Consider the following 25,915-nt stretch of genomic DNA (forward strand, 5'->3'; position numbering starts at 1 on the left):
AATCAATTCTTGCCGATTATTGCAGCATGCTGTTCGCAACCTAACCAAACAGTCACATTACGACGATTTTCCTTGAAAAAGTGGTTGACGCTCGCAGGCCCAATACGCATAATGCGCCCCGCAACGCCGATAAGGTAACGCGAAAAAAAGATGGCTACGTAGCTCAGCTGGTTAGAGCACATCACTCATAATGATGGGGTCACAGGTTCGAATCCCGTCGTAGCCACCATCTTTTTTGCGGGAGTGGCGAAATTGGTAGACGCACCAGATTTAGGTTCTGGCGCCGCAAGGTGTGCGAGTTCAAGTCTCGCCTCCCGCACCATTCACTAAAAAGCGTTGCACGGATGGGGTATCGCCAAGCGGTAAGGCACCGGTTTTTGATACCGGCATTCCCTGGTTCGAATCCAGGTACCCCAGCCATATTTCTTCGATATTTGCGGTTAGCCGCGACGGTATTGGGGTATCGCCAAGCGGTAAGGCACCGGTTTTTGATACCGGCATTCCCTGGTTCGAATCCAGGTACCCCAGCCATCGAAGAAACAGCATGACAATTTGGCTACGTAGCTCAGCTGGTTAGAGCACATCACTCATAATGATGGGGTCACAGGTTCGAATCCCGTCGTAGCCACCATATTCAGGACTATCGGTTAACATCGGTAAATCCGTAAAAATTTGTTGGGGTATCGCCAAGCGGTAAGGCACCGGATTCTGATTCCGGCATTCCGAGGTTCGAATCCTCGTACCCCAGCCAAATTCAAAAGACGTTCCTCTGTGAACGCACCCTGTTGGGGTATCGCCAGGCTGTAAGGCCACCGGGCTGAGTCCGGCACACGAAACACCAGCAGACAATTGGGGTATCGCCAAGCGGTAAGGCACCGGATTCTGATTCCGGCATTCCGAGGTTCGAATCCTCGTACCCCAGCCACTTATTAGCAAAAAAGCTCACTTCGGTGAGCTTTTTTGCTTTCTGCTGATGGCTATTTCCCCGCCGGGGACTGCAAAACCTGCCCGCAGTCCCATGGGTATAGACTTACTACAATCCTAATGCATACTTCAATGCCTGGCGTTTCAATACTCCGGCACGTTCGGCTGCCATCAGGCCAATATTACGCAGCACGCGCACCGGCGCTAAATCGTTGCTGAAGCCCGCATAGAACAGATCCATGCCGGATTGCATAATAAAGTTATCCGCCCGGCGCCGCGCCTGATAGCGCTTCAGCACCGGCAAACTGGACCAGGCCTCACCGCGCCCGCGGGCTTCCGCCAAAATATCCAGCAGCGCGTCCACGTCGCGATAGCCAAGGTTGACCCCCTGCCCCGCCAACGGATGAATGGTATGCGCCGCATCCCCAACCAACGCCAGTCCCGGTTGCACGTACTGCAACGCATGACGGCGGGTTAACGGGAAGGCGCCGGCGCTCATTGGCGTCACGCTGCCCAGACGTTTTGGGAAATGCGCGGTAATTTCCTGCTGCAGTTGGGCCATCGACATCGCCTGCAGCTGGCGGATGCGCGCCGGGGTGTCGTACCACACCAGCGACGCCCAGTTATCAAATAGCGGCAGGAACGCGCGCGGCCCGCTGGGGGTAAACTGTTGCCAGGTACTATCGCCGGGATCGTCGGCGCACTGCACGCTAATTAACATACAGGATTGCTGATATTGCCACGCCTGCACGCCAATGCCGGCCAGCTCGCGCACCTGCGAATTCGCGCCGTCGGCGCCGATCGCCAGTTGCGCCGCGCAAACGCTCTCATCGCTCAGGCGCAGCGAAACGCCCTGCGGCTCACGATTAAGCTCGCTTAACGTCACGCCAACCCGCAAGGTCACCTGCGGATGGGCTTCGAGCCCCTGCCACAGCGCCAGCTGTAGCACGTTATTTTCCACCATATAGCCAAGCTCAGGCAACTTCAGTTCGGCGGCATTAAAGTCAACGTGCGCGCTTTCCCACTCCCAGGTTTCAAGACGCCGATAAGCATGCGCGCGCATAGCGCGCACCGCCTCCCAGACGCCGAGGCTTTTGAGCAGGCCGACCGACGACGCGCTGATCGCCGAAATACGCACATCCGGCGCCGCAGCGGCATCAAAGGCCGGAGGCGCGTGTTTTTCTATCACCGCTACCGAAAACCCGTGTTGCGCCAGCCCCAGCGCCAGCGCGCCGCCGACCATTCCGCCGCCGACGATGGCGATATCTGTTGCATGAATTGTCATGGCAATTATCCTTAAAGCTGATTTCCTTAAGTTTACCGGATTTTTTGCGCCTTGCGGGGATCGTGGTCGCACTGGTCAGGTGGCAACCAAAGCATTACAATGCGTACCCTGCAAACGAATTCTAATTCTTAACTTATACCCGTCTTTATAATTGAGCATGAGCAAGTCGATGACAAAAAAACTCCATATTAAAACCTGGGGCTGTCAGATGAACGAATACGATTCATCCAAGATGGCCGATCTGCTGGATGCCACCCATGGGTATCAACTCACAGAAGTGGCCGAAGAAGCGGACGTGCTGCTGCTCAACACCTGCTCAATTCGCGAGAAGGCGCAGGAAAAAGTGTTCCATCAGCTTGGCCGCTGGAAACTGCTAAAAGAGAAAAAACCCGGAGTCATTATCGGCGTCGGCGGCTGTGTCGCCTCCCAGGAAGGCAAGCTGATTCGCCAGCGCGCCCATTACGTTGACATTATTTTTGGCCCGCAGACGCTGCACCGCCTGCCGGAGATGATCGACGCGGTGCGCAACAACCATAAACCGGTTATCGACGTGAGCTTCCCGGAAATCGAAAAATTCGATCGCCTGCCGGAACCGCGCGCCGAGGGGCCGACCGCCTTCGTTTCCATCATGGAAGGCTGCAACAAATATTGTACTTACTGCGTGGTGCCCTATACCCGCGGTGAAGAAGTGAGCCGTCCGTGCGACGATATTCTGTTTGAAATCGCCCAACTGGCGGCGCAAGGGGTGCGTGAAGTCAACCTGCTGGGGCAGAACGTTAACGCCTGGCGCGGTGAAAACTACGACGGCACGACCGGCAACTTTGCCGATCTGCTGCGTCTGGTCGCCGCCATCGACGGTATCGATCGTATTCGCTTCACCACCAGCCACCCGATTGAGTTCACTGACGATATCATCGAGGTCTATCGCGATACTCCTGAACTGGTGAGCTTCCTGCATTTGCCGGTACAGGCCGGTTCCGATCGCGTACTGAACCTGATGGGCCGTACCCACACCGTGCTGGAATATAAAGCGATTATCCGCAAGCTGCGCGAAGCGCGCCCGGATATCCAGATTAGCTCCGATTTTATCGTCGGCTTCCCTGGCGAAACGACGGAAGACTTCGAAAAAACTATGAAGCTGATTGCCGAGGTTAACTTTGACGTCAGCTACAGCTTTATCTTCTCTGCCCGCCCGGGCACCCCGGCGGCGGATATGGTCGACGATGTTTCTGAAGCCGATAAAAAACAGCGCCTGTACATTCTGCAGGAGCGTATTAATCAGCAAGCGATGGCGTGGAGTCGCCGCATGCTCGGCACCACCCAGCGTATTCTGGTAGAAGGCACGTCGCGTAAGAGCCTGATGGAGCTCTCCGGGCGCACCGAGAACAACCGCGTGGTGAACTTCGAAGGCACGCCGGATATGGTCGGTAAATTCGTCGACGTGGAAATCGTCGATGTCTACACTAACTCATTACGCGGCAAAATCGTCCGCACCGAAGACGAGATGGGGCTGCGCGTCGTGGAGTCGCCGGAGTCGGTCATTGCGCGTACGCGTAAAGAAAACGATCTGGGCGTCGGCATCTATCAGCCGTAATCCCCGCAGGCCTGTCGGTTCCGGCAGGCCTTGCATTTCCCCTCCTCGCCCCTATATCTACAGCAATGCTTGCGCCATATTCCCGTGACGTGAATAATTTCCTTATTGGCCGGATGACGAACGCCCTCCGGCAACACGCGTAATAAGAGGAACAGTTTGAACATAGAAACCCGTGAAATTACCCTGGAGCCAGCGGACAATACCCGCCTGTTAGCGCTGTGCGGCCCGTTTGACGACAACATCAAACAGCTGGAGCGCCGGTTGGGGATTGAGATCAACCGCCGCGACAATCATTTTAAACTGACCGGCCGCGCGATCTGCGTGCACGCCGCGGCCGATATTCTGACAAGCCTGTATGTCGATACCGCGCCAATGCGCGGCCAGATTCAGGATATTGAACCGGAACAAATCCATCTGGCTATTAAAGAAGCTCGGGTGCTCGAGCAGAGCGCCGAGAGCGTGCCGGAATACGGTAAGGCCATCAATATCAAAACCAAACGCGGGGTTATCAAACCGCGTACGCCAAACCAGGCGCAGTACATCGCCAACATCCTCGACCACGACATTACCTTTGGCGTCGGGCCGGCGGGTACCGGTAAAACCTACCTCGCGGTTGCCGCGGCGGTCGATGCTCTGGAACGCCAGGAGATTCGGCGTATTCTGCTGACTCGTCCTGCGGTCGAAGCGGGCGAGAAGCTTGGCTTCCTGCCGGGCGACTTAAGCCAGAAGGTTGACCCCTATTTGCGCCCGCTGTATGACGCGCTGTTCGAGATGCTCGGCTTTGAGAAAGTCGAGAAGCTGATTGAGCGCAACGTGATTGAAGTTGCGCCGCTGGCCTATATGCGCGGGCGTACGCTGAATGACGCCTTTATCATTCTCGACGAAAGCCAGAACACCACCATCGAACAGATGAAGATGTTCCTGACCCGTATCGGCTTTAACTCGAAAGCGGTTATCACCGGCGACGTTACCCAGATTGACCTGCCGCGTAATACCAAATCAGGCCTGCGTCACGCCGTTGAAGTGCTGGCGGAAGTCGATGAAATCAGCTTCAACTTCTTCCACAGCGAAGATGTGGTTCGCCATCCGGTGGTCGCCCGCATCGTCAATGCCTATGAGGCATGGGAAGAAGCCGAACAAAAACGTAAAGCAGAACTGGCCGCCGAGCGCAAACGCGAAGCCCAGGAACAGGAGCAAAAATGAGTCAGGTGATTCTCGATTTACAGCTGGCCTGCGAAGACACCAGCGGTCTACCGGACGAAGCCCTCTTTCAACGCTGGGTGGATGCCGTCATCCCGCAATTCCAGGAAGAGTCAGAGTTAACGATTCGCCTGGTGGATGTCGCCGAAAGCCACGAGCTGAACCTGACCTATCGCGGCAAGGATAAGCCGACTAACGTCCTCTCCTTCCCTTTCGAAGCCCCGCCGGGCATTGAGATGCCGCTGCTCGGCGATCTGATCATCTGCCGCCAGGTGGTTGAACAGGAAGCCAAAGAGCAGGAAAAACCGCTGGAGGCCCACTGGGCGCACATGGTCGTGCACGGTAGCCTGCACCTGCTGGGCTACGATCATATCGAAGACGACGAAGCGGAAGAAATGGAAGGCCTCGAAACAGAGATAATGCTTGCTCTGGGCTATGAGGATCCGTACATTGCCGAGAAGATTGCTGAATAGTAACTTGCCGGATGACGGCGCGAGCGCCTTATCCGGCCTACATTCATGCGTATCGAAGGCCTGACAGGCGTAGCGCCATCAGGCTAAACATGCCGTACGACGCTGAGTTTACGCGCGACGAGCGACAATTAAATCAACACGAGAACCCATACGACGCCATGAGCGACGACAATTCACACAGTAGTGACACAGTAAACAGCAAAAAGGGATTTTTCTCCCTCTTACTCAGCCAACTTTTTCACGGTGAACCCAAAAACCGTGATGAATTATTGGCGCTGATCCGTGACTCCGGGCAGAACGAGCTTATCGATGAAGATACGCGCGACATGCTCGAAGGGGTAATGGATATCGCCGACCAGCGCGTCCGCGATATTATGATCCCGCGCTCGCAAATGATTACCCTGAAACGCAACCAGACGCTGGACGAGTGCCTCGATGTGATCATCGAATCCGCCCACTCGCGTTTCCCGGTCATTAGCGAAGATAAAGATCACATTGAAGGGATTCTGATGGCTAAGGATCTGCTGCCGTTTATGCGCAGCGACGCCGAAGCTTTCAGCATGGAAAAAGTGTTACGCCCGGCGGTTGTCGTGCCTGAAAGCAAGCGGGTTGACCGCATGCTGAAAGAGTTCCGCTCGCAACGTTATCATATGGCGATCGTCATCGACGAGTTCGGCGGCGTCTCCGGCCTGGTGACGATTGAAGACATCCTTGAGCTTATCGTCGGCGAAATCGAAGACGAGTATGACGAAGAGGAAGATATCGATTTCCGTCAGCTAAGCCGTCATACCTGGACGGTACGCGCGCTGGCATCGATTGAAGACTTCAATAAAGCCTACGGCACCCACTTCAGCGATGAAGAGGTCGATACCATCGGCGGGCTGGTGATGCAGGCCTTTGGTCATCTGCCGGCCCGCGGCGAGTCGATTGACATTGATGGTTACCAATTCAAGGTCGCAATGGCTGACAGCAGACGTATTATTCAGGTCCATGTAAAGCTTCCTGATGATGCGCCGCAGCCGAAGCTGGAAGACTAATTTAACGGGACGATTAACCTAAATGGTATTTGCCTCTTTACTTGAACGCCAGCGCGTACGTCTGCTGCTGGCGCTATTATTCGGAGCCAGCGGAACGCTGGCTTTTTCACCTTACGACTTCTGGCCGGCGGCCATCGTCTCGCTGTTTGGTCTGCAGGCGCTCACTCTTAACCGTCGCCCGCTACAGAGCGCCTGGATTGGCTACTTCTGGGGGCTTGGGCTATTCGGCACCGGTATTAACTGGGTTTACGTTAGCATCGCGCAGTTCGGCGGCATGCCGGGCCCGGTTAACGTTTTCCTCGTTGCCCTCCTGGCGGCCTATCTATCGCTGTATACCGGCCTTTTCGCCGGGCTCCTCGCGAAACTGTGGCCGAAAACCAACTGGATCCGTCTGGCCATCGCCGCGCCTGCGGTCTGGCAAATTACCGAATTTCTCCGCGGCTGGGTATTGACCGGTTTCCCGTGGCTGCAGTTCGGCTATAGCCAGATTGACGGCCCGCTAAAAGGTCTGGCGCCGGTGATGGGCGTTGAGGCGATAAACTTTCTGTTAATGGTGGTCAGCGGTCTGCTGGCGCTGGCTATTGTGCAACGCAGCTGGAAACCGCTGCTGATCGCCGCGGTGCTGTTTGCCCTGCCCTTCCCGCTGCGTTACATTCAGTGGTACCAGTTGCTGCCGGCACGCGCGACGGAAGTCTCGCTGGTGCAGGGCGATATCCCGCAGGCGATGAAATGGGATGAAAACCAGCTGGTTAATACCCTGAAAACCTACCTCGATCTCACCCAGCCGCATATGGGTAAATCGCAGCTGATTATCTGGCCGGAATCTGCGATCCCGGATCTGGAAATCAATCAGCAGCATTTCCTCAGCATGGTTGATGACCTGATGCGGGCCAAAAATAGCTCGCTGATTACCGGTATTGTCGATGCGCGGCTCAATAAACAAAACCGCTACGATACCTACAACACCATCATTACGCTGGGTAAAGATAATCCGTACAGCTACGACTCGACCAACCGCTACAACAAGAACCATCTGGTGCCGTTCGGCGAATTTGTGCCGCTGGAGTCGATTTTACGCCCGCTGGCGCCGTTCTTCGATTTGCCGATGTCCTCGTTCAGCCGCGGTCCTTACGTGCAGCCGCAGCTGGTAGCGCATAACCTGAAACTCACGGCGGCAATTTGCTACGAAATTATTCTCGGCGAACAGGTCCGCGATAATTTCCGCCCGGATACCGATTACCTGCTGACCATCTCCAACGATGCGTGGTTTGGTAAATCGATCGGCCCGTGGCAGCACTTCCAGATGGCGCGGATGCGCGCGCTGGAGCTGGCGCGCCCGCTGCTGCGCAGCACCAACAATGGTATTACCGCCGTTATCGGCCCGCGTGGTGAAATTCAGGACATGATCCCGCAGTTTACCCGCGCGGTGTTGACCACTAAGGTCACGCCAACCACCGGCCTGACGCCGTATGCCCGTACCGGCAACTGGCCGCTGTGGGCGTTAACCGCCCTCTTCGGCTTTGCCGCGCTGGTGATGAGCCTGCGCCAGCGTCGTCGCTAACCTTCTCCGCCGGGCTGCCGCCCGGCCAACTCCCGGCGGCGTTTGTCGCCGGTGACTCTTCCCAGCTTTACGCTCCCTTGCGCCAATCTGGCACGCCCATTGCTTAATTTCCCCCTGTAGACGATTTTGACCGCGGTTGCACCGGGGTTGCACCGAAAGCGTTCGCACTTCGCGCCATGTTGGTGCAACAAACCATTTTTGCCCATAAATGGTGCGGAGTGCTTCGCAAAAATAAACAATAACGCATCAAAATCTTTACATTAAGCCAAACTAAATGCTAACAAGCTCATACAAATACTGCACTTTAAGATTGCAGACGATTCCCGAAAGCGCCGCCTTACGGCAGAGCTAACGGGAATAACAACACATACACACAATCACAATGGGTATCACTAGCGTCCCTGGCGTTAAGGATAAGGAGTTGGATATGCAATTACGTAAACTGGCCGCCGCAATGCTGGTCATGGGAGTGACCGCCGGTCTGGCGCACGCTGAAGATGCCGCCCCGGCCGCAGGTCAGAGCACGCTGGATAAAATCGCTAAAAATGGGGTGATCGTCGTCGGCCACCGCGAATCTTCCGTACCATTCTCCTACTACGATAACCAACAGAAAGTGGTGGGTTACTCTCAGGATTACTCCAACGCTATCGTTGAAGCCATCAAGAAAAAACTGAACAAACCCGATCTGCAGGTGAAGCTGATTCCGGTCACCTCGCAGAACCGTATCCCGCTGCTGCAGAACGGCACCTATGATTTCGAGTGCGGCTCCACCACCAACAACCTGGAGCGCCAGAAACAGGCCGCCTTCTCTGACACGATCTTCGTCGTCGGCACCCGTCTGCTGGTGAAAAAAGGCGGCCCGATTAAAGACTTCCCGGATCTGAAAGACAAAGCGGTGGTCGTCACCTCCGGTACCACCTCGGAAGTCCTGCTGCATAAGCTCAACGACGAGAAGAAAATGAACATGCGCATCATCAGCGCGAAAGATCACGGTGACTCCTTCCGTACTCTGGAAAGCGGCCGCGCGGTGGCCTTTATGATGGATGATGCCCTGCTGGCCGGCGAGCGCGCAAAAGCGAAGAAACCGGATAACTGGGAAATCGTCGGTACGCCGCAATCGAAAGAGGCCTATGGCTGCATGCTGCGTAAAGACGACGCGTCGTTCAAAACGCTGGTCGATGACACCGTCGCCCAGGCGCAGACCTCCGGCGAAGCGGCAAAATGGTTCGACACCTGGTTCAAGAACCCGATTCCGCCGAAAAATCTGAACCTGAACTTCGAACTGTCCGACGACATGAAGGCGCTGTTCAAATCACCGAATGATAAAGCTCTTAACTAATTAAAAAAACAGGGGCTCGACAAAGTAGCCCTCCCGATTGTTGCCTTCGCACGGACAGACTATACGGCGGCTGGTCGTTCCCCAGCCGCCGCGAATACCGAAACAAGCAGGGCAACAATCTTCGAGGGTAGCGCTGCTACCCTTTTTTTTCTGGAGTTTATTTATGTCAATAGACTGGAACTGGGGAATATTCCTGCAACCCGCCCCGTTCGGCAACACCACTTACTTAGGCTGGTTATGGAGCGGCTTTCAGGTTACCGTCGCACTGTCGATTAGCGCCTGGATTATCGCTTTCCTTGTCGGCTCGCTGTTCGGCATTCTGCGTACCGTCCCTAACCGCTGGTTAGCCGGGATTGGTACCTGTTACGTCGAACTGTTTCGTAACGTTCCACTGATCGTGCAGTTCTTTACCTGGTACCTTGTTATTCCGGAATTTCTGCCGGAAAACGTCGGTATGTGGTTTAAATCCGAGCTGGATCCCAATATTCAGTTCTTTGTCTCCTCAATGCTGTGCCTCGGGCTGTTTACCGCCGCCCGCGTCTGCGAGCAGGTCCGCGCCGCGATACAGTCCCTTCCACGCGGGCAAAAAAATGCCGGCCTGGCGATGGGCCTGACCCTGCCGCAAACCTATCGCTACGTGCTGCTGCCGAACGCTTATCGCGTTATCGTGCCGCCGATGACCTCGGAAATGATGAACCTGGTAAAAAACTCGGCCATCGCTTCCACCATCGGCCTGGCGGATATGGCGGCGCAGGCCGGCAAGTTACTGGATTACTCTGCCCACGCCTGGGAATCGTTTACCGCGATCACCCTCGCCTATGTCTTCATCAACGCCGTCATTATGCTGGTGATGTACGTGGTTGAACGTAAAGTTCGTCTGCCGGGCAATATGGGAGGCAAATAATGTACGATTTTGACTGGAGTTCAATTGTTCCTTCCATGCCCTACCTGCTGGCAGGATTGGTCATTACGCTGAAAATCACCGTCACGGCGATTATTTTCGGTATCGTTTGGGGCACCATTCTGGCGGTGATGCGCCTGTCAAGCTTCCTGCCGCTGGCGTGGTTTGCCAAAACTTACGTTAACGTTTTCCGCTCGATTCCGCTGGTGATGGTGCTGCTGTGGTTCTATCTGATCGTTCCCGGATTCCTGCAAAACGTGCTGGGGCTGTCGCCGAAAACCGATATTCGCCTGATTTCGGCAATGGTGGCATTTTCGATGTTTGAAGCGGCCTACTATTCGGAAATTATTCGCGCCGGTATCCAGAGCATTTCCCGCGGTCAATCAAGCGCCGCGCTGGCGCTGGGGATGACCCACTGGCAATCGATGAAGCTGGTGATCCTGCCGCAGGCCTTCCGCGCGATGGTCCCGCTGCTATTAACCCAGGGGATTGTGCTGTTCCAGGATACCTCACTGGTGTATGTCCTGAGTCTGGCCGATTTCTTCCGTACCGCCTCTACTATTGGCGAGCGCGACGGAACCCAGGTGGAAATGATCCTGTTCGCAGGCGCCGTTTATTTTATATTTAGTCTCAGCGCATCGCTGTTGGTCAGCTGGTTGAAGAAAAGGACTGTGTAATGATTACCCTGAAAAATATTTCAAAATGGTATGGTCACTTTCAGGTGCTGACCGATTGCTCCACCGAAGTGAAAAAAGGCGAAGTCGTCGTGGTCTGCGGGCCGTCTGGCTCCGGTAAATCGACGCTGATTAAAACCGTTAACGGCCTGGAGCCGGTCCAGCAAGGCGAAATTATCGTTGATGGCACCCAGGTTAACGATAAGAAAACCAATCTTGCTAAATTGCGTTCCCGCGTCGGCATGGTATTCCAGCACTTTGAACTGTTCCCGCATCTGTCGATCATCGACAATCTGACGCTGGCGCAAATTAAGGTTCTTAATCGCGATAAAGAATCTTCCCGTAAAAAGGGTCTCAAATTATTGGAGCGCGTGGGCCTGGCGGCGCATGCGGAAAAATATCCGGCGCAGCTCTCAGGCGGTCAGCAGCAGCGTGTCGCGATCGCCCGCGCGCTGTGTATGGATCCGATTGCGATGCTGTTCGATGAGCCGACCTCAGCGCTTGACCCGGAGATGATCAACGAAGTGCTGGATGTCATGGTCGAACTGGCTAACGAAGGCATGACCATGATGGTAGTGACGCACGAAATGGGCTTTGCCCGTAAAGTAGCCAACCGGGTCATCTTTATGGATGAAGGTAAAATTGTCGAAGATGTCGATAAAGAAGCCTTCTTCGCCAACCCGCAATCAGAACGCGCGAAAGATTTCCTCGCCAAAATCCTGCACTAAAATCCCAGCGCGCACCTCATGTGCGCGCCTTCTTTCCCCCTGCAATATTGCACACATATATTAGTGGTTTATTTTAAGACTATCTCTATTAAGTCAGTAAATGAATCAGCCGCCGCGCCCAATAATTCACATTCTAAATTAGTTTAATTCATATAAAATTCAGTTTCCTTCGCATAGCTAAGCGTTACCGCCACAGCTAACATACCCCCCCGTTAAAAACGGCTTCAGGGAAAATTTCTCTACATAACATTACGCTTAAATAAAAATAATTTTTCTAAAGATGCACCTGCGCGCTTAAAAACACGACACACCCATTCAATGAAACAAATGGATCTTGCTTCATGTTTAATAAACACAATCTGATTCACGCCCTGCTAATTTTATTTTTATATCAGCAGCAGGCTATTGCCAGCACCATTGCCTCGGCCACAACGAATCAAAATGAGCAGGATAAAGCGCGTCAGGCGGCGCTAACGCCACAGCACCAGGGCACTCAAGCTTCGCAAATTAATACCGACAGACAAACGCTAACGTTTCCCGAGGAAAAAAACTGTCGGTTAATCAACACCATTCGTATCAATTCCGCCGAGCCGGGGCTGACACATAAGCTACTGGATAATCTCACGTCTCAAGCTCTGCATCGTTGCCTTGGGATTAACGGCATTCAGTACCTCGCCATGGCATTACAAAATGAGTTAATCGCCCGCGGTTATATCACTTCATTAGTGACTATCCCGGAACAGTCATTGACGCAAGGGACACTAAAGCTCGAGCTGGCGTATGGCAGAATCGGTGAAATACTCTGGTCAACGACAAGTGAGCAAACCACCAGTATCTGGAACAATATCCCCGCGCGTGAGGGAGATATTCTGCGCCTCTCTGACCTGGAACAGGGGATGGAAAACCTGCTTCGCCTGCCGGGAAGTTCAGCGAATATGCAAATCTTGCCGGGACAGCGGGAGGCGGAAAGCAATCTGATGCTTACTCGTCGTCTGGATAAAAAGTGGCAGGTCGGTGCCTGGGTTGATGATGCTGGCAGCCGCGCCAGCGGCCGCTATCAGGCCGGCGGCGCGCTCTATTTGTATGATGTCACCACGCTCAACGATATTTTCTATGTCTCCGGCGGCGGCGATATTGAATTTAATCAGCATAATGACGGCAACCAGAATGGCAGTCTTTATTACTCGATCCCCTTCGGCTACTGGTCATTAAGTCTTTACGGTTCGCAGAGTCAATATAGACAGCTGTTCAAAGGCGCCTGGTCGCAAACGGACTATAAAAGTAAAAACCGCTACTACAGCGCTACGCTGTCGCGACTCCTGTCGCATACTCGTCAGCAACAGACATCGCTGGATTTACGCATCGCAAAAAGCGCTTCACGCTACTACTTTGGCGGTGAGGAGCTCGGGGTGATGCGCAAACAAAACCCGACATGGGAGCTGACGCTACGCCAGCAACGTTATTTCGATAAAAAAGTCGTCGCCGCCAGTCTGGGGCTACAACGCCGCCTTCCATGGCTAAGCTCCGTCGCCACGCCAGAAGAAAAAGCAGGCCTGTTCAGCAAGCGTTCACGCGTCGTGCACGCCGACTTGCAGGCTTTGATGAAATTCGATTTAACCGGCAACAAATTTAGTTATGCACCGCATTTTAATGCGCAATACAGCCCGGATATTCTCTCTTCGGATAACCAATTTAATATTGGCAACCGCTGGACGGTCCGCGGATTTGATGGCGAATATACTCTCTCAGGCAATCAGGGCTGGTACTGGAGTAATGATTTTATCTGGGATATTGCCGGCCCGGAACAGCAATTTTATTTAGGATTAGATATTGGTCGTATTATTGGCAGCGAACAATATCGGCAAGGGAAAGTGATTTCAGGTGCGGTTAGCGGATTACGTGGCAAGCTGCTTTCCACGCAATATGATCTTTTTATCGGTACGCCGCTAAGTAAGCCGGATAACTTTCAGAGCGACTCGATCAATATGGGCTTCGCATTGAAATGGAAGTATTAAAACCAACATATTGCCAATCATATTTAAAGGAATGAATTCATGTTTAAGTTTAAATTAACCTATGTTGCTTTAGCAGCAGCGTTAAGCTCGACGGTAGTGTATGCCGACCCGACGACTTATACCCATCTATCAGGCGCAAAGGTAGTGGATATTGAAGCGCCAAATGCTGCAGGCGTTTCGCACAACCTGTATCGTGAATTTAACGTTGACGGCAACGGTTTAATACTCAATAACAGCAGCAGTGATATTGATCACGCGACTTTTGGCAATATCGCTAAAAACAACAATCTGACCAACGGCGGGGCGTCGGTGATCCTCAATGAAGTCACCTCCAATAAAGCCAGTTCACTGAATGGTTTTATTGAAGTCGCCGGTCTAAAAGCCGACGTCGTCATTGCCAACCCCAATGGCATTACCTGCTCCGGGTGTAGTTTCGTTAACACCAACAAGGCGGTATTAACCACCGGCCAGGTCAATCTGACCGATGAAGGCGCTATCGGCAGCTATACCATTACCAAGGGCAAAGTCACTATCGGTGAAAAGGGTATGGATGCTTCCACCAGCTATGCCGCATTGCTGGCAGACGCCGTCGCCATCAATGGTATGGTCAACGCCGGTAGTTCCGTGGTCGGCGGCGGTAATTTCACCTTCGATAACAGCACGGGCGTTATGACATCCGCAGGAAAAACCGCCACCATGCTGCAAATGCTCAATCCGGTATATAGCATTGATATCAGCAGCCTTGGTGGCATTAAAGCCAACAGCATCAGTATGGTCGGAAACAATCTAGGCTTCGGCGTACGTAATAAAGGCTCTATCACCGCCAACTCTTCACTTTCCATGACCAACAATGGATTACTGACCAACGATGGGTCCATCACCAGTAATGGCCTTCTCACCAGCATCGCCGCCTCCGGTAACTTCACCAATAACGGTACGCTGACGACTAAAAACTTGACGAAAATCACCACCTACGGCGCACTCACTAACGGCAGTAAGGGCACTATCAGCTCCACTAAACAATTAGTTCTGAGTGCCGTAGGCAATTTACAAAATAGTGGAACGATTAGCGCTACCTCCAATCTGATCGCCGCCAGCAACGGAGCGATAACCAACAACGCCGGGGCTAAAATCACTTCGGGCGCCCAGATTACCGCCACATCAATAGGTAATTTCACCAATGCCGGCACCATCAGCGGTAAAAATACCGTATTGAACTTTGTCGGCAGCAACTTTAAAAATACCGGCGCTATCAGCGCGACAGGTAAGGTTACCGTCAAGTCGTTAAATCAGGACAACACCACCAACACCGGTGAGATTTATAATCAGGGCAGCATGACCGGTGAAAATATCGATATGCTAACGAATGGGACTCTGGCGCAAAGCGCCAATGGAACAATGACGGCCACCAACGCCATTACCGCTCACAGCTATTGGCTGAATAATAATGGCGCGATGAACGCCGGCAGTATTACAACCGACCACGGCCCGGTAAACAATACCGGCACCATAATAGCAAATACAATTTCGATCACCAGCACCGGAGATATTGTTAACGAAGGCACTATCTACAGCACCGGCGATTTGCTGCTGGACACGCAAAACAAAGCGAATATCTACAACTATTATTTACTACAGGCGGATGACACCCTGACCCTGACCGCGAAAAAAATCGTTAATAGCGGTCGCGGCTGCGGCTGGTTAAAGTGGAGTACCTGTGATATCGGCACCATTCGTACTAACAAGCTGATACTAAACTCATCGCATAACTATACCAATGAAATGGGCGGTTATCAGTACTTTAAGATTGCGGAAATCAATACCGTTCTGTAATAACTCAGCGATGCGCAGCACAATGCGCATCGCTGCTTTACCGATTACGGTTCAAAGGGTCGACGCTGGAACTGGTCATGCCCACATTTTGGGCAGCGCGGCAGCACATCCGGTGTGTACACCGCCAGATGGTAGTGACACTTTTCGCATACCAGATTACCCAGCCCCACCACCTCTCCACTGTGATAAACCCCGTGGTGGTTCAAGTCCTGGAATACTTCGCGCCATTCAAGCTGCGTTTTATCCGTAATATCCGCAAGTTCCTGCCACAGGCTCTCTTTGATGACCCGCATAAAGACGCTGTCGCTATCGTCTTCATGGCTCTCTTCGTAGCTGCGGGCAAATTCTTCTAAATCGCGCTTTACCGCCGCGATCAGCGACTCGACCTCGCTCTGCGTCAGATCGCCTGCCTGGGTGATTTTCTCCCTCGCCTGCTTCACCAGCGCGTCAATGTCACGCTCTCCATTGCGCAGCCGTTCACTGAGCGAGGAGACCAGTTCCCGGTAATATTGAGCAACCTTGTTCATCATTTCGCCTCCGGTGTGATTAACTGCTTCTAATAATAGACGTTATCTGCGGTTTGCTTTGCCAGCCGCGCCACAGAGTCGTGAAAAATTCTGCTTCGCTTTTGCCGATGTTAATGTGCGAAAGGCTGTTTTGACGTGGACGTTTGGGCTATGCTATGCCGATCTGAAATAACACATCCATTGGCTACATTTTGTAGCTGTATTGAAAACAGGACCACTGGCTGCCATGCAAGAGCAATACCGCCCGGAAGAGATAGAATCGAAAGTCCAGCTTCACTGGGACGAAAATCGTACATTTGAAGTAACTGAAGACGAGAGCAAAGAGAAGTATTACTGCCTGTCGATGCTTCCTTATCCTTCTGGTCGACTACACATGGGTCACGTGCGTAACTACACCATCGGCGACGTCATCGCGCGCTATCAGCGCATGCTGGGCAAAAACGTCCTGCAGCCGATCGGTTGGGATGCGTTTGGTCTGCCTGCGGAAGGCGCGGCGGTGAAAAACAATACCGCCCCGGCGCCGTGGACCTACGACAACATCGCATACATGAAAAACCAGCTGAAAAAGCTGGGCTTCGGCTATGACTGGAGCCGTGAAATTGCGACCTGCACCCCGGAATACTACCGCTGGGAGCAAAAATTCTTCACCGAGCTGTATAAAAAAGGCCTGGTGTACAAGAAAACCTCCGCGGTCAACTGGTGTCCGAATGACCAGACCGTGCTGGCTAACGAACAGGTTATCGACGGCTGCTGCTGGCGCTGCGACACCAAGGTTGAGCGTAAAGAAATCCCGCAGTGGTTTATTAAAATCACCGCCTACGCCGATGAACTGCTCAACGATCTGGACAATCTGGACCACTGGCCAGACACCGTTAAGACCATGCAGCGCAACTGGATCGGCCGCTCTGAAGGGGTGGAAATCTCCTTTGACGTCAACGACTACGCCGATAAGCTGACCGTCTACACCACCCGCCCGGATACCTTTATGGGCTGCACCTACCTGGCGGTCGCTGCGGGTCACCCGCTGGCCCAGCAGGCTGCGGCTAACAATCCGGCGCTGGCCGCCTTTATTGACGAATGCCGTAACACCAAAGTTGCCGAAGCCGACATGGCGACAATGGAGAAAAAAGGCGTCGACACCGGCTTTAAAGCTATTCACCCGCTGACCGGCGAAGCGATTCCGGTATGGGCGGCGAACTTCGTGCTGATGGAATACGGTACCGGCGCGGTGATGGCCGTCCCGGGTCACGACCAACGCGACTACGAGTTTGCCAGCAAATACGGCCTGAACATCAAGCCGGTTATCCTCGCCGCCGACGGTTCCGAGCCGGATCTCTCCGAGCAGGCGCTGACTGAAAAAGGCGTGCTGTTTAATTCCGGCGAATTTAGCGGCCTGGATTACGAAGCGGGCTTCAACGCCATCGCCGATAAATTGGCCGCGATGGGCGTTGGCGAGCGCAAAGTTAACTACCGCCTGCGCGACTGGGGGGTTTCCCGCCAGCGTTACTGGGGCGCGCCAATTCCGATGGTGACCCTGGAAGACGGTACCGTGATGCCGACGCCGGAAGATCAGCTGCCGGTTATTCTGCCGGAAGACGTGGTCATGGACGGCATCACCAGTCCGATCAAAGCCGACCCGGAGTGGGCGAAAACCACCGTTAACGGCATGCCGGCGCTGCGTGAAACCGACACCTTTGACACCTTTATGGAGTCTTCCTGGTACTACGCGCGCTATACCTGCCCGCAGTACGATAAAGGCATGCTGGACCCGAATGCCGCGAACTACTGGCTGCCGGTGGATATCTATATCGGCGGTATCGAACACGCGATTATGCACCTGCTCTATTTCCGCTTCTTCCACAAGCTGATGCGCGATGCCGGTATGGTGAACTCCGATGAGCCAGCCAAACAGCTGCTGTGCCAGGGCATGGTACTGGCCGATGCGTTCTACTACGTCGGCGAAAACGGCGAGCGTAACTGGGTATCACCGATTGACGCTACCGTTGAGCGTGATGAAAAAGGCCGCATCGTTAAAGCCTTCGATCCGCAGGGCCGCGAGCTGGTGTACACCGGCATGAGCAAAATGTCCAAGTCGAAGAACAACGGTATCGACCCGCAGGTGATGGTTGAACGCTACGGCGCGGATACCGTACGTCTGTTCATGATGTTCGCGTCTCCGGCGGAAATGACCCTGGAGTGGCAGGAATCCGGCGTAGAAGGCGCGAACCGCTTCCTGAAACGCGTCTGGAAACTGGTTTACGAGCATACCTCTCAGGGCCCGGCTGTCGCTCTGGATGTGGCAAGCCTCAGCGAAGATCAGCAAGCGCTGCGTCGCGACGTGCATAAAACGATTGCCAAAGTGACCGATGATATCGGCCGTCGTCAGACCTTCAATACCGCCATTGCCGCGGTGATGGAGCTGATGAACAAACTGGCGAAAGCGCCGCAGGAAGGCGAGCAGGATCGCGCGCTGATGCGTGAGGCTCTGCTGGCAGTCGTACGTATGCTCAACCCGTTCACCCCGCATGCCTGCTTCACCCTGTGGCAAGAACTGGGCGGCGAAGGCGATATCGACAACGCGCCGTGGCCGGTAGCGGACGAAAGTGCAATGGTTGAAAACACGACTCTGGTCGTCGTCCAGGTAAACGGTAAAGTTCGTGGTAAAATTACCGTTGCGGTAGATGCAACCGAGGAGCAGGTTCGTGAACGTGCAGGCCAGGAACATCTGGTCGCAAAATACCTTGAAGGCGTGACCGTACGTAAAGTGATTTACGTTCCGGGCAAACTGCTCAATCTGGTCGTTGGCTAAGCGCGGGAGGAAGCGTGCGATATCTGGCAACAATGCTGTTATCTCTGGCGGTGTTAATCACCGCCGGTTGCGGCTGGCATCTGCGTAGCAATACGCAGGTTCCAACCACAATGAAAACTATGATTTTCCAGTCAAGCGATCCGAACGGTCCGTTAAGCCGTGCGGTACGTAATCAGCTGCGTTTGAATGGCGTTGAGCTGATCGATGCCGATACGCTGCGTAAGGACGTTCCGTCCCTGCGTCTGGGTAACTCATCCATTCAGAAAGATACGGCATCCATTTTCCAGGATGGTCGTACTGCTGAATACCAGATGGTGCTGACCGTTAACGCCACCGTATTGATCCCGGGTCATGACATTTACCCAATCAATACCAAGGTTTATCGTTCATTCTTCGATAACCCGCAGGCGGCGCTGGCGAAAGATGCCGAGCAGGACATGATTGTTCGTGAGATGTACGACAAGGCCGCGGAACAGCTGATCCGCAAATTGCCGAGCGTGCATGTTGCGGATGTCGAAGCCACCAAAGAGGCTGAGCAACCGGTGTCTGGAACCCCGGCCGCCTCGACCTCCGGCAACCGCGTTTCCACTACGCTGGGTAACTGATGATTCGGTTGTACCCGGAACAACTCCGCGCGCAGCTCACTGAAGGGCTGCGCGCGGCGTATTTATTGCTTGGTAACGATCCGCTGTTGTTACAGGAAAGCCAGGATGCCATCCGCGAAGCCGCGGCCGCCCAGGGCTTTACCGAACATCACACCGCGACCATCGATGCCAGCACCGACTGGCCCGCCCTTTTCTCCTTAAGTCAGGCGCTGAGCCTCTTTTCCAGCCGCCAGACGCTTCTGCTTATTCTGCCGGAAAACGGTCCGAATGCGGCGATTAACGAACAGCTAGCCACGCTGGTCGGTATGCTGCATGAAGATCTGCTGCTGATTGTCCGCGGCAATAAGCTTACCAAAGCCCAGGAAAACGCAGCATGGGTGACCGCGCTTGCCAGCCGCGCCGTACAGGTCAGCTGTCAGACGCCGGAATACGCGCAGCTACCGCGCTGGCTGGCCGCCCGCGCTAAGCAGAACAAGCTGCAATTAGATGAAGCCGCCAGCCAACTGCTGTGCTACTGCTATGAAGGTAATCTGCTGGCGTTAGCGCAGGCGCTGGAGCGGCTCTCGCTGCTGTGGCCTGACGGCAAGCTGACGTTGCCTCGCGTTGAACAGGCGGTGAATGATGCCGCCCACTTCACGCCATATCACTGGGTCGATGCCCTGCTGGCCGGCAAGAGCAAGCGCGTACTGCACGTCCTGCAGCAACTGCGCCTTGAAGGCTGCGAACCCGCCATTTTGCTGCGCACGCTGCAGCGCGAACTGCTGCTGCTGGTGAACCTGAAGCGCCAGTCGGCGCATACGCCGCTGCGTACGCTGTTTGATAAACACCGGGTCTGGCAGAACCGCCGTCAACTGGTGGGTGACGCGCTCACGCGCCTCAGCGCCGAGCAACTGCGCCAGGCCGTCACGTTATTAACCCGCGCCGAGCTCACCTTCAAACAAGATTATGGCCAGTCAATATGGCCCGAGCTGGAAAGTCTTTCGTTACTGCTCTGCCATAAAGCGCTGGCGGACGTTTTCATTGATGGTTGATATGACTCAGTTGCAGGCGATGTACGGCGGCACCTTCGATCCGGTGCATTATGGCCACCTGAAGCCGGTAGAAATTCTGGCGAACCAGATCGGTCTTAACCGGGTGATCATCGTCCCCAATAACGTCCCGCCGCATCGTCCGCAGCCGGAGGCCACCAGCGCCCAGCGCGTACATATGCTCGAGCTGGCGATAGCGGATAAACCGCTGTTTGTCCTCGATGAGCGCGAGCTGCGGCGCGATACCCTCTCCTGGACGGCGCAAACGTTGCAGGAGTGGCGACAGGAACAGGGTCCCGACCGACCGCTGGCGTTTATTATTGGTCAGGATTCGCTGTTGACCTTCCCCACCTGGCATAACTACGCCACGATCCTCGATAACGCCCATCTGATCGTCTGCCGTCGTCCGGGATATCCACTGGCGATGAAGCGCGAAGAAGATCAGCAATGGCTCGATAAACATCTCACCCACGATATCGAGCTGTTACATAACCGCCCCGCCGGCGCTATCTATCTGGCGGAAACGCCGTGGTTCGATATTTCCGCCACGCTGATTCGTCAGCGTCTGCAGCAGGGGGTCTCCTGCGCCGATATGCTGCCCGCGGCCGTGCTGGACTACATTCACCAGCAGAAGCTCTATTGCTGAGAACCCGCTGCGGGGATATCGTTACGCTACGCGATTTCCACGGAGTGCATCATGAAATTATGGCTGGTTCGCCACGGCGAAACGCAGGCTAACGTCGACGGGCTGTATAGCGGTCACGCCCCCACCCCGCTCACCGGACGCGGTATCCAGCAGGCGCGCTCGCTGGGTGACTGTCTGCGGGAGGTACCTTTCGAGCTGGTATTGTGCAGCGAGCTGGAGAGGACCCAGCATACCGCCGACCTGGTGCTCGCTGGTCGGCTAATCCCACGGCAAGTGATTCCTTCGTTGAATGAGATGTTTTTTGGCGATTGGGAAATGCGCCACCATCGCGATCTGCAAAAAGAAGATCCGCAGAACTACGCCGCATGGTGCAAAGACTGGCAGAACGCCGCGCCGACCAACGGCGAAAGCTTCCAGGCCTTCGCGCAGCGTATCGCGGCTTTTGTCGCCACCCTCGGGCAATATCAGCCGCGGGATAACCTGCTGATCGTCGGCCACCAGGGCGCTTTAAGCCTGTTAATCGCACTCTTATTGCAGATGCCTGCCTCAGCAATGTGGCATTTTCCCCTCGCCCACGGCTGCTGGAGCCTTATCGAACGACGCGACGATTTTACAACCCTGCGGGTATTAAATAGCCAGGCGCAGTGGCGCGCGGAATAAGAATTCATGACCGCCCATTGACAGCCCCGAGCAGGCTGCTATTCTCCGCAGCCAGGCTACACCCGCTATACGCATCTTACAGAAATTGTTTTACAAAAATGGCGATGCATTCGTCGGCAAGGGATGGGATGATAGCCCGCTTTCAAGGGCTGAAAGCTGACTTTTCTCCCGACATTGCCATGACTTCGGGTATACTGTCAGGCTCGTTATTGTTATCACTCTTCACGCACCCAGGGGGAACACTTGCAGGGTAAAGCACTCCAGGATTTTGTTATCGACAAAATTGATGACCTGAAAGGTCAGGACATCGTCGCCATTGATGTACATGGCAAATCCAGCATCACCGATTGCATGATTATTTGCACCGGCACGTCTACGCGCCACGTGATGTCCATCGCCGACCATGTGGTGCAGGAATCCCGCGCCGCCGGGATGTTGCCGCTGGGCGTTGAAGGTGAAGCCGCCGCCGACTGGATCGTGGTCGATCTGGGCGACGTGATGGTTCACGTCATGCAGGAAGAGAGCCGTCGTCTGTACGAGCTGGAAAAACTCTGGAGTTAATGCGTGAAGCTACAATTGGTGGCCGTTGGCACCAAAATGCCGGACTGGGTTCAGACCGGCTTTAGCGAATATCTGCGCCGTTTTCCAAAAGATATGCCGTTCGAACTGGTAGAGATCCCTGCCGGTAAGCGCGGAAAAAATGCCGATATCAAACGCATCCTCGAAAAAGAGGGCGAAATGATGCTGGCGGCCGCAGGCAAGAACCGTATCGTGACCCTGGATATTCCCGGTAAGCCCTGGGATACGCCGCAGCTGGCGCGAGAACTGGAACGCTGGAAGCAGGATGGCCGGGACGTCAGTTTACTCATTGGCGGCCCGGAAGGTCTCTCTCCGGCCTGCAAAGCGGCAGCGGAACAGAGTTGGTCCCTTTCCACGCTCACGTTGCCTCACCCGTTAGTTCGCGTGCTGGTGGCTGAGAGCCTGTATCGTGCGTGGAGCATTACGACTAACCACCCTTACCACCGTGAGTAATGATGACCTGGGTAGACTAAGCAGCGAATGAAATTACAGAATTCTTTCCGCGACTATACGGCTGAATCCTCGCTGTTTGTACGCCGGGCGCTGGTCGCTTTTACGGGCATTTTGTTGCTTACCGGCGTGCTGATTGCCAACCTCTACAACGTACAGATTGTCCGTTTCAACGACTATCAAACGCGTTCCAATGAAAACCGTATTAAGCTGGTCCCCATTCCGCCCAGCCGCGGCATTATCTACGATCGCAACGGCACGCCGCTGGCGCTGAACCGCACCATCTATCAGTTAGAGATGATGCCGGAAAAAGTCGATAACGTGCAGCAGACGCTGGATGCGCTGCGCGACGTCGTCGACCTGACCGACGACGACATCGCCGGCTTTAAAAAAGAGCGCGCGCGCTCTCACCGCTTCACCTCAATTCCGGTGAAGGTCAATCTTAATGAAGTCCAGGTGGCGCGCTTCGCCGTAAACCAGTACCGCTTCCCCGGAGTCGAAGTCAAAGGCTACAAGCGCCGCTACTATCCCTATAACTCCGCCCTGACCCACGTTATCGGCTACGTCTCTAAAATTAACGATAAAGACGTCGATCGCCTGGATAAAGAGGGCAAGCTGGCTAACTACGCGTCGACCCACGACATCGGTAAGCTGGGAATCGAGCGCTATTATGAAGACGTGCTGCACGGGCAAACCGGTTATGAAGAGGTTGAAGTCAACAACCGCGGCCGCGTTATTCGCCAGTTAAAAGAAGTGCCGCCGCAGGCCGGACGCGATATCTACTTAACCCTTGATTTGAAGCTGCAGCAGTATATCGAAACGCTGCTGGCGGGCAGCCGCGCGGCGGTAGTGGTCACCGACCCGCGCAGCGGCGCGATTCTGGCGCTGGTTTCAACCCCGAGCTACGATCCCAACCTGTTTGTCGATGGTATCTCCAGCAAAGATTATTCCGGACTCCTCAACGATCCGAATACCCCGCTGGTTAACCGCGCCACGCAGGGGGTCTATCCACCCGCCTCGACGGTAAAACCCTACGTCGCCGTCTCGGCCTTAAGCGCCGGCGTCATTACCCGCAATACCAGTCTGTTCGACCCCGGCTGGTGGCAGTTGCCTGGATCGGAAAAACGCTATCGCGACTGGAAAAAATGGGGCCACGGTCACCTGAACGTCACTAAAGCGCTGGAAGAGTCCGCGGATACCTATTTCTATCAGGTCGCCTATGATATGGGCATCGACCGCCTTTCCGAATGGATGAGTAAATTCGGCTACGGCGACTACACCGGCGTCGACCTGGCGGAAGAGCGCTCCGGTAACATGCCCACTCGCGAATGGAAGCTCAAGCGCTTTAAGAAACCCTGGTACCAGGGCGACACCATCCCGGTCGGTATCGGCCAGGGCTACTGGACCGCTACGCCGATTCAGATGAACAAAGCGCTGATGATCCTGATAAATGACGGTGTGGTTAAAGTCCCTCACCTGCTGCAAAGCACGCTTGAAGACGGTAAACAGGTACCGTGGGTTCAGCCGCATGAACCGCCGGTCGGCGATATTCATTCCGGCTATTGGGAAATCGCTAAAGACGGGATGTATGGCGTTGCCAACCGCGGCAACGGTACCGCGCACAAATACTTTGCCAGCGCGCCGTATAAGATTGCGGCGAAGTCCGGTACCGCGCAGGTATTCGGCCTGAAAGCCAACGAAACCTATAACGCGCACCGAATTTCCGAGCGTCTGCGTGACCACAAGCTCATGACGGCGTTTGCGCCTTACAACAACCCCCAGGTCGCGGTGGCGATGATCCTGGAGAATGGCGGCGCCGGCCCGGCGGTCGGTACCATTATGCGCCAGATCCTCGATCACATCATGCTGGGTGATAACAACACCAACCTGCCGAGTGAGAACCCGGCGGTGACGGCGGGGGAGGATCAATAATGACCGATAATCCGAACAAAAAATCGCTATGGGATAAAATCCATCTTGACCCAACGATGCTGCTCATTCTGCTGGCGCTGCTCACCTACAGCGCGCTGGTTATCTGGAGCGCCAGCGGCCAGGACGTAGGCATGATGGAGCGCAAAATAGGCCAAATCGCCATGGGCGTGGTGATTATGATCGTGATGGCGCAGATCCCGCCGCGGGTATATGAGGGCTGGGCGCCCTACCTGTATATTTTCTGTATTATTTTGCTGGTTGCCGTAGACGCCTTCGGCGCTATCTCCAAAGGCGCACAGCGCTGGCTCGATCTCGGTATTGTGCGTTTTCAGCCCTCGGAGATTGCTAAAATAGCGGTGCCGCTGATGGTGGCGCGGTTCATAAACCGCGATGTCTGTCCGCCTTCACTGAAGAATACCGCCATCGCGCTGGTCCTGATCTTCCTGCCGACCCTGCTGGTTGCGGCGCAGCCAGACCTCGGCACTTCTATTTTGATCGCCCTCTCCGGCCTGTTTGTTCTGTTCCTCTCCGGCCTGAGCTGGCGCTTAATCGGCATCGCGGTGGTACTTGTCGCCGCCTTTATTCCGATTTTATGGTTCTTCCTGATGCACGACTACCAGCGTCAGCGCGTAATGATGCTGCTCGATCCGGAGACCGATCCGCTGGGCGCGGGCTATCATATTATTCAGTCCAAAATCGCTATTGGTTCCGGCGGATTACGCGGTAAAGGCTGGTTGCATGGTACTCAGTCGCAGCTCGAATTCCTGCCGGAGCGCCATACCGACTTTATCTTCGCCGTACTGGCGGAAGAGCTGGGGCTCATCGGGGTGTTGATCCTGCTGGCATTGTACATTTTGCTTATCATGCGCGGACTATGGATCGCCGCCCAGGCGCAAACCACCTTTGGCCGCGTCATGGCAGGCGGTTTAATGTTGATTTTATTCGTTTATGTCTTCGTAAATATTGGTATGGTAAGTGGTATTTTGCCGGTGGTGGGGGTACCTTTGCCGCTGGTCAGCTACGGGGGCTCAGCCCTAATCGTATTGATGGCCGGGTTTGGTATCGTTATGTCGATCCATACCCACAGAAAAATGTTGTCGAAAAGCGTTTAAGGG

General features: G+C 54.6%; 22 protein-coding genes and 7 tRNA genes. 27 read left to right on the forward strand and 2 right to left on the reverse strand.

All coding sequences use genetic code 11. The annotated features are described in order from the left end of the window. Positions 1 to 152 precede the first annotated feature (152 nt). From PGR23_RS09920 to PGR23_RS09950, 7 genes are all read left to right on the forward strand, one after another. Positions 153 to 229 (forward strand) — tRNA-Met (locus PGR23_RS09920). An 8-nt stretch (positions 230 to 237) separates the two neighbouring features. Further along, positions 238 to 322, forward strand: a tRNA-Leu gene (locus PGR23_RS09925). 23 nt (positions 323 to 345) lie between these two features. Further along, positions 346 to 420 (forward strand) — tRNA-Gln (locus PGR23_RS09930). A gap of 36 nt (positions 421 to 456) precedes the next feature. Continuing rightward, a tRNA-Gln gene (locus tag PGR23_RS09935) sits at positions 457 to 531 on the forward strand. A gap of 23 nt (positions 532 to 554) precedes the next feature. Further along, a tRNA-Met gene (locus PGR23_RS09940) sits at positions 555 to 631 on the forward strand. A gap of 45 nt (positions 632 to 676) precedes the next feature. Beyond that, positions 677 to 751 (forward strand) — tRNA-Gln (locus tag PGR23_RS09945). A 99-nt stretch (positions 752 to 850) separates the two neighbouring features. Beyond that, positions 851 to 925: transfer RNA gene (locus tag PGR23_RS09950), tRNA-Gln, on the forward strand. 108 nt (positions 926 to 1,033) lie between these two features. Here PGR23_RS09950 and ubiF read toward each other — a convergent pair. After that, on the reverse strand, positions 1,034 to 2,209 hold the full coding sequence (ubiF, locus tag PGR23_RS09955) for a 3-demethoxyubiquinol 3-hydroxylase (RefSeq protein WP_063414720.1): 1,176 nt from the start codon (positions 2,207 to 2,209) through the stop codon (positions 1,034 to 1,036). A 169-nt stretch (positions 2,210 to 2,378) separates the two neighbouring features. On the opposite strand from ubiF, the gene miaB reads away from it, so the two are divergent. The 11 genes from miaB (at position 2,379) to PGR23_RS10010 (ending at position 15,564) form a co-directional block, all read left to right on the forward strand. Beyond that, entirely contained in the window at positions 2,379 to 3,803 is a 1,425-nt protein-coding gene (miaB, locus tag PGR23_RS09960) for a tRNA (N6-isopentenyl adenosine(37)-C2)-methylthiotransferase MiaB (protein ID WP_045381508.1), read from the forward strand. Positions 3,804 to 3,959: 156 nt separating this feature from the next. Next, positions 3,960 to 5,006 carry a PhoH family protein gene (locus PGR23_RS09965; RefSeq protein ID WP_045392978.1) on the forward strand — a complete coding sequence of 349 codons (1,047 nt, stop codon included), beginning with the start codon at positions 3,960 to 3,962 and terminating at the stop codon, positions 5,004 to 5,006. After that, positions 5,003 to 5,476: an rRNA maturation RNase YbeY gene (gene ybeY / locus PGR23_RS09970; protein ID WP_042893289.1), complete on the forward strand. Its 474-nt coding sequence runs from the start codon at positions 5,003 to 5,005 to the stop codon at positions 5,474 to 5,476. The genes PGR23_RS09965 and ybeY overlap by 4 nt, the downstream gene beginning before the upstream one ends. A gap of 158 nt (positions 5,477 to 5,634) precedes the next feature. Then, the gene (corC, locus tag PGR23_RS09975) at positions 5,635 to 6,513 is read left to right on the forward strand and encodes a CNNM family magnesium/cobalt transport protein CorC (protein ID WP_015704743.1); all 879 of its coding nucleotides are present in this window, start codon (positions 5,635 to 5,637) and stop codon (positions 6,511 to 6,513) included. A gap of 22 nt (positions 6,514 to 6,535) precedes the next feature. Then, entirely contained in the window at positions 6,536 to 8,074 is a 1,539-nt protein-coding gene (gene lnt / locus PGR23_RS09980) for an apolipoprotein N-acyltransferase (RefSeq protein ID WP_047049272.1), read from the forward strand. Between the two features lie 427 nt (positions 8,075 to 8,501). Then, positions 8,502 to 9,413, forward strand: coding sequence for an amino acid ABC transporter substrate-binding protein (locus tag PGR23_RS09985; RefSeq protein WP_015367719.1), 912 nt, complete (start codon positions 8,502 to 8,504; stop codon positions 9,411 to 9,413). A 163-nt stretch (positions 9,414 to 9,576) separates the two neighbouring features. Continuing rightward, the gene (locus tag PGR23_RS09990; RefSeq protein ID WP_045392974.1) at positions 9,577 to 10,317 is read left to right on the forward strand and encodes an amino acid ABC transporter permease; all 741 of its coding nucleotides are present in this window, start codon (positions 9,577 to 9,579) and stop codon (positions 10,315 to 10,317) included. Then, positions 10,317 to 10,991, forward strand: a complete 675-nt coding sequence (gene gltK / locus PGR23_RS09995) for a glutamate/aspartate ABC transporter permease GltK (protein WP_047077889.1) — start codon at positions 10,317 to 10,319, stop codon at positions 10,989 to 10,991. Before PGR23_RS09990 ends, gltK begins: the two co-directional genes overlap by 1 nt. Beyond that, entirely contained in the window at positions 10,991 to 11,716 is a 726-nt protein-coding gene (locus PGR23_RS10000) for an amino acid ABC transporter ATP-binding protein (protein WP_015367722.1), read from the forward strand. Before gltK ends, PGR23_RS10000 begins: the two co-directional genes overlap by 1 nt. Before the next feature lie 341 nt (positions 11,717 to 12,057). Next, positions 12,058 to 13,731: a ShlB/FhaC/HecB family hemolysin secretion/activation protein gene (locus PGR23_RS10005; RefSeq protein WP_396279835.1), complete on the forward strand. Its 1,674-nt coding sequence runs from the start codon at positions 12,058 to 12,060 to the stop codon at positions 13,729 to 13,731. 39 nt (positions 13,732 to 13,770) lie between these two features. Continuing rightward, positions 13,771 to 15,564 carry a filamentous hemagglutinin N-terminal domain-containing protein gene (locus tag PGR23_RS10010; protein ID WP_047049278.1) on the forward strand — a complete coding sequence of 598 codons (1,794 nt, stop codon included), beginning with the start codon at positions 13,771 to 13,773 and terminating at the stop codon, positions 15,562 to 15,564. A 44-nt stretch (positions 15,565 to 15,608) separates the two neighbouring features. On the opposite strand, the gene PGR23_RS10015 is transcribed toward PGR23_RS10010, so the two are convergent. After that, entirely contained in the window at positions 15,609 to 16,091 is a 483-nt protein-coding gene (locus PGR23_RS10015) for a zinc ribbon-containing protein (RefSeq protein ID WP_045393055.1), read from the reverse strand. A 226-nt stretch (positions 16,092 to 16,317) separates the two neighbouring features. Here PGR23_RS10015 and leuS point away from each other — a divergent pair, with 226 nt between their 5' ends. The 9 genes from leuS to mrdB all read left to right on the forward strand — a co-directional run bounded on the left by leuS (position 16,318) and on the right by mrdB (position 25,912). Beyond that, positions 16,318 to 18,900 (forward strand): leucine--tRNA ligase, encoded by a 2,583-nt coding sequence (gene leuS / locus PGR23_RS10020; protein ID WP_015704739.1) that lies wholly within the window; start codon positions 16,318 to 16,320, stop codon positions 18,898 to 18,900. A 14-nt stretch (positions 18,901 to 18,914) separates the two neighbouring features. Continuing rightward, the gene (lptE, locus tag PGR23_RS10025) at positions 18,915 to 19,505 is read left to right on the forward strand and encodes an LPS assembly lipoprotein LptE (RefSeq protein ID WP_047068301.1); all 591 of its coding nucleotides are present in this window, start codon (positions 18,915 to 18,917) and stop codon (positions 19,503 to 19,505) included. After that, positions 19,505 to 20,536 (forward strand): DNA polymerase III subunit delta, encoded by a 1,032-nt coding sequence (gene holA, locus PGR23_RS10030; RefSeq protein ID WP_047049285.1) that lies wholly within the window; start codon positions 19,505 to 19,507, stop codon positions 20,534 to 20,536. Before lptE ends, holA begins: the two co-directional genes overlap by 1 nt. After that, complete coding sequence (nadD, locus tag PGR23_RS10035; RefSeq protein WP_045392963.1) at positions 20,529 to 21,179, forward strand: nicotinate-nucleotide adenylyltransferase; 651 nt, start codon at positions 20,529 to 20,531, stop codon at positions 21,177 to 21,179. The genes holA and nadD overlap by 8 nt, the downstream gene beginning before the upstream one ends. 51 nt (positions 21,180 to 21,230) lie before the next feature. Then, complete coding sequence (locus PGR23_RS10040) at positions 21,231 to 21,839, forward strand: adenosylcobalamin/alpha-ribazole phosphatase (protein ID WP_396279837.1); 609 nt, start codon at positions 21,231 to 21,233, stop codon at positions 21,837 to 21,839. A 243-nt stretch (positions 21,840 to 22,082) separates the two neighbouring features. Then, positions 22,083 to 22,400, forward strand: a complete 318-nt coding sequence (gene rsfS, locus PGR23_RS10045) for a ribosome silencing factor (protein WP_002894623.1) — start codon at positions 22,083 to 22,085, stop codon at positions 22,398 to 22,400. Positions 22,401 to 22,403: 3 nt separating this feature from the next. Next, entirely contained in the window at positions 22,404 to 22,871 is a 468-nt protein-coding gene (gene rlmH, locus PGR23_RS10050; RefSeq protein ID WP_015367732.1) for a 23S rRNA (pseudouridine(1915)-N(3))-methyltransferase RlmH, read from the forward strand. A gap of 27 nt (positions 22,872 to 22,898) precedes the next feature. Then, positions 22,899 to 24,800, forward strand: coding sequence for a peptidoglycan DD-transpeptidase MrdA (gene mrdA, locus PGR23_RS10055; protein ID WP_045381467.1), 1,902 nt, complete (start codon positions 22,899 to 22,901; stop codon positions 24,798 to 24,800). Further along, positions 24,800 to 25,912 (forward strand): peptidoglycan glycosyltransferase MrdB, encoded by a 1,113-nt coding sequence (mrdB, locus tag PGR23_RS10060; protein ID WP_008805635.1) that lies wholly within the window; start codon positions 24,800 to 24,802, stop codon positions 25,910 to 25,912. Before mrdA ends, mrdB begins: the two co-directional genes overlap by 1 nt. Positions 25,913 to 25,915 lie beyond the last annotated feature (3 nt).

The sequence above is a fragment of the Klebsiella sp. 141162 genome, assembly GCF_050600755.1.
In the GTDB taxonomy this organism is placed as follows: domain Bacteria; phylum Pseudomonadota; class Gammaproteobacteria; order Enterobacterales; family Enterobacteriaceae; genus Klebsiella; species Klebsiella aerogenes.

Coding starts and splice junctions, on each gene's coding strand:
- miaB (WP_045381508.1), top strand. CDS start 2,379: ATGACAAAAAAACTCCATATTAAAACCTGGGGCTGTCAGATGAACGAA.
- PGR23_RS09990 (WP_045392974.1), top strand. CDS start 9,577: ATGTCAATAGACTGGAACTGGGGAATATTCCTGCAACCCGCCCCGTTC.
- lnt (WP_047049272.1), top strand. CDS start 6,536: ATGGTATTTGCCTCTTTACTTGAACGCCAGCGCGTACGTCTGCTGCTG.
- PGR23_RS09985 (WP_015367719.1), top strand. CDS start 8,502: ATGCAATTACGTAAACTGGCCGCCGCAATGCTGGTCATGGGAGTGACC.
- PGR23_RS10005 (WP_396279835.1), top strand. CDS start 12,058: ATGTTTAATAAACACAATCTGATTCACGCCCTGCTAATTTTATTTTTA.
- leuS (WP_015704739.1), top strand. CDS start 16,318: ATGCAAGAGCAATACCGCCCGGAAGAGATAGAATCGAAAGTCCAGCTT.
- PGR23_RS10000 (WP_015367722.1), top strand. CDS start 10,991: ATGATTACCCTGAAAAATATTTCAAAATGGTATGGTCACTTTCAGGTG.
- mrdA (WP_045381467.1), top strand. CDS start 22,899: ATGAAATTACAGAATTCTTTCCGCGACTATACGGCTGAATCCTCGCTG.
- ybeY (WP_042893289.1), top strand. CDS start 5,003: ATGAGTCAGGTGATTCTCGATTTACAGCTGGCCTGCGAAGACACCAGC.
- mrdB (WP_008805635.1), top strand. CDS start 24,800: ATGACCGATAATCCGAACAAAAAATCGCTATGGGATAAAATCCATCTT.
- gltK (WP_047077889.1), top strand. CDS start 10,317: ATGTACGATTTTGACTGGAGTTCAATTGTTCCTTCCATGCCCTACCTG.
- PGR23_RS10040 (WP_396279837.1), top strand. CDS start 21,231: ATGAAATTATGGCTGGTTCGCCACGGCGAAACGCAGGCTAACGTCGAC.
- PGR23_RS10015 (WP_045393055.1), bottom strand. CDS start 16,091: ATGAACAAGGTTGCTCAATATTACCGGGAACTGGTCTCCTCGCTCAGT.
- nadD (WP_045392963.1), top strand. CDS start 20,529: ATGGTTGATATGACTCAGTTGCAGGCGATGTACGGCGGCACCTTCGAT.
- corC (WP_015704743.1), top strand. CDS start 5,635: ATGAGCGACGACAATTCACACAGTAGTGACACAGTAAACAGCAAAAAG.
- ubiF (WP_063414720.1), bottom strand. CDS start 2,209: ATGACAATTCATGCAACAGATATCGCCATCGTCGGCGGCGGAATGGTC.
- holA (WP_047049285.1), top strand. CDS start 19,505: ATGATTCGGTTGTACCCGGAACAACTCCGCGCGCAGCTCACTGAAGGG.
- PGR23_RS10010 (WP_047049278.1), top strand. CDS start 13,771: ATGTTTAAGTTTAAATTAACCTATGTTGCTTTAGCAGCAGCGTTAAGC.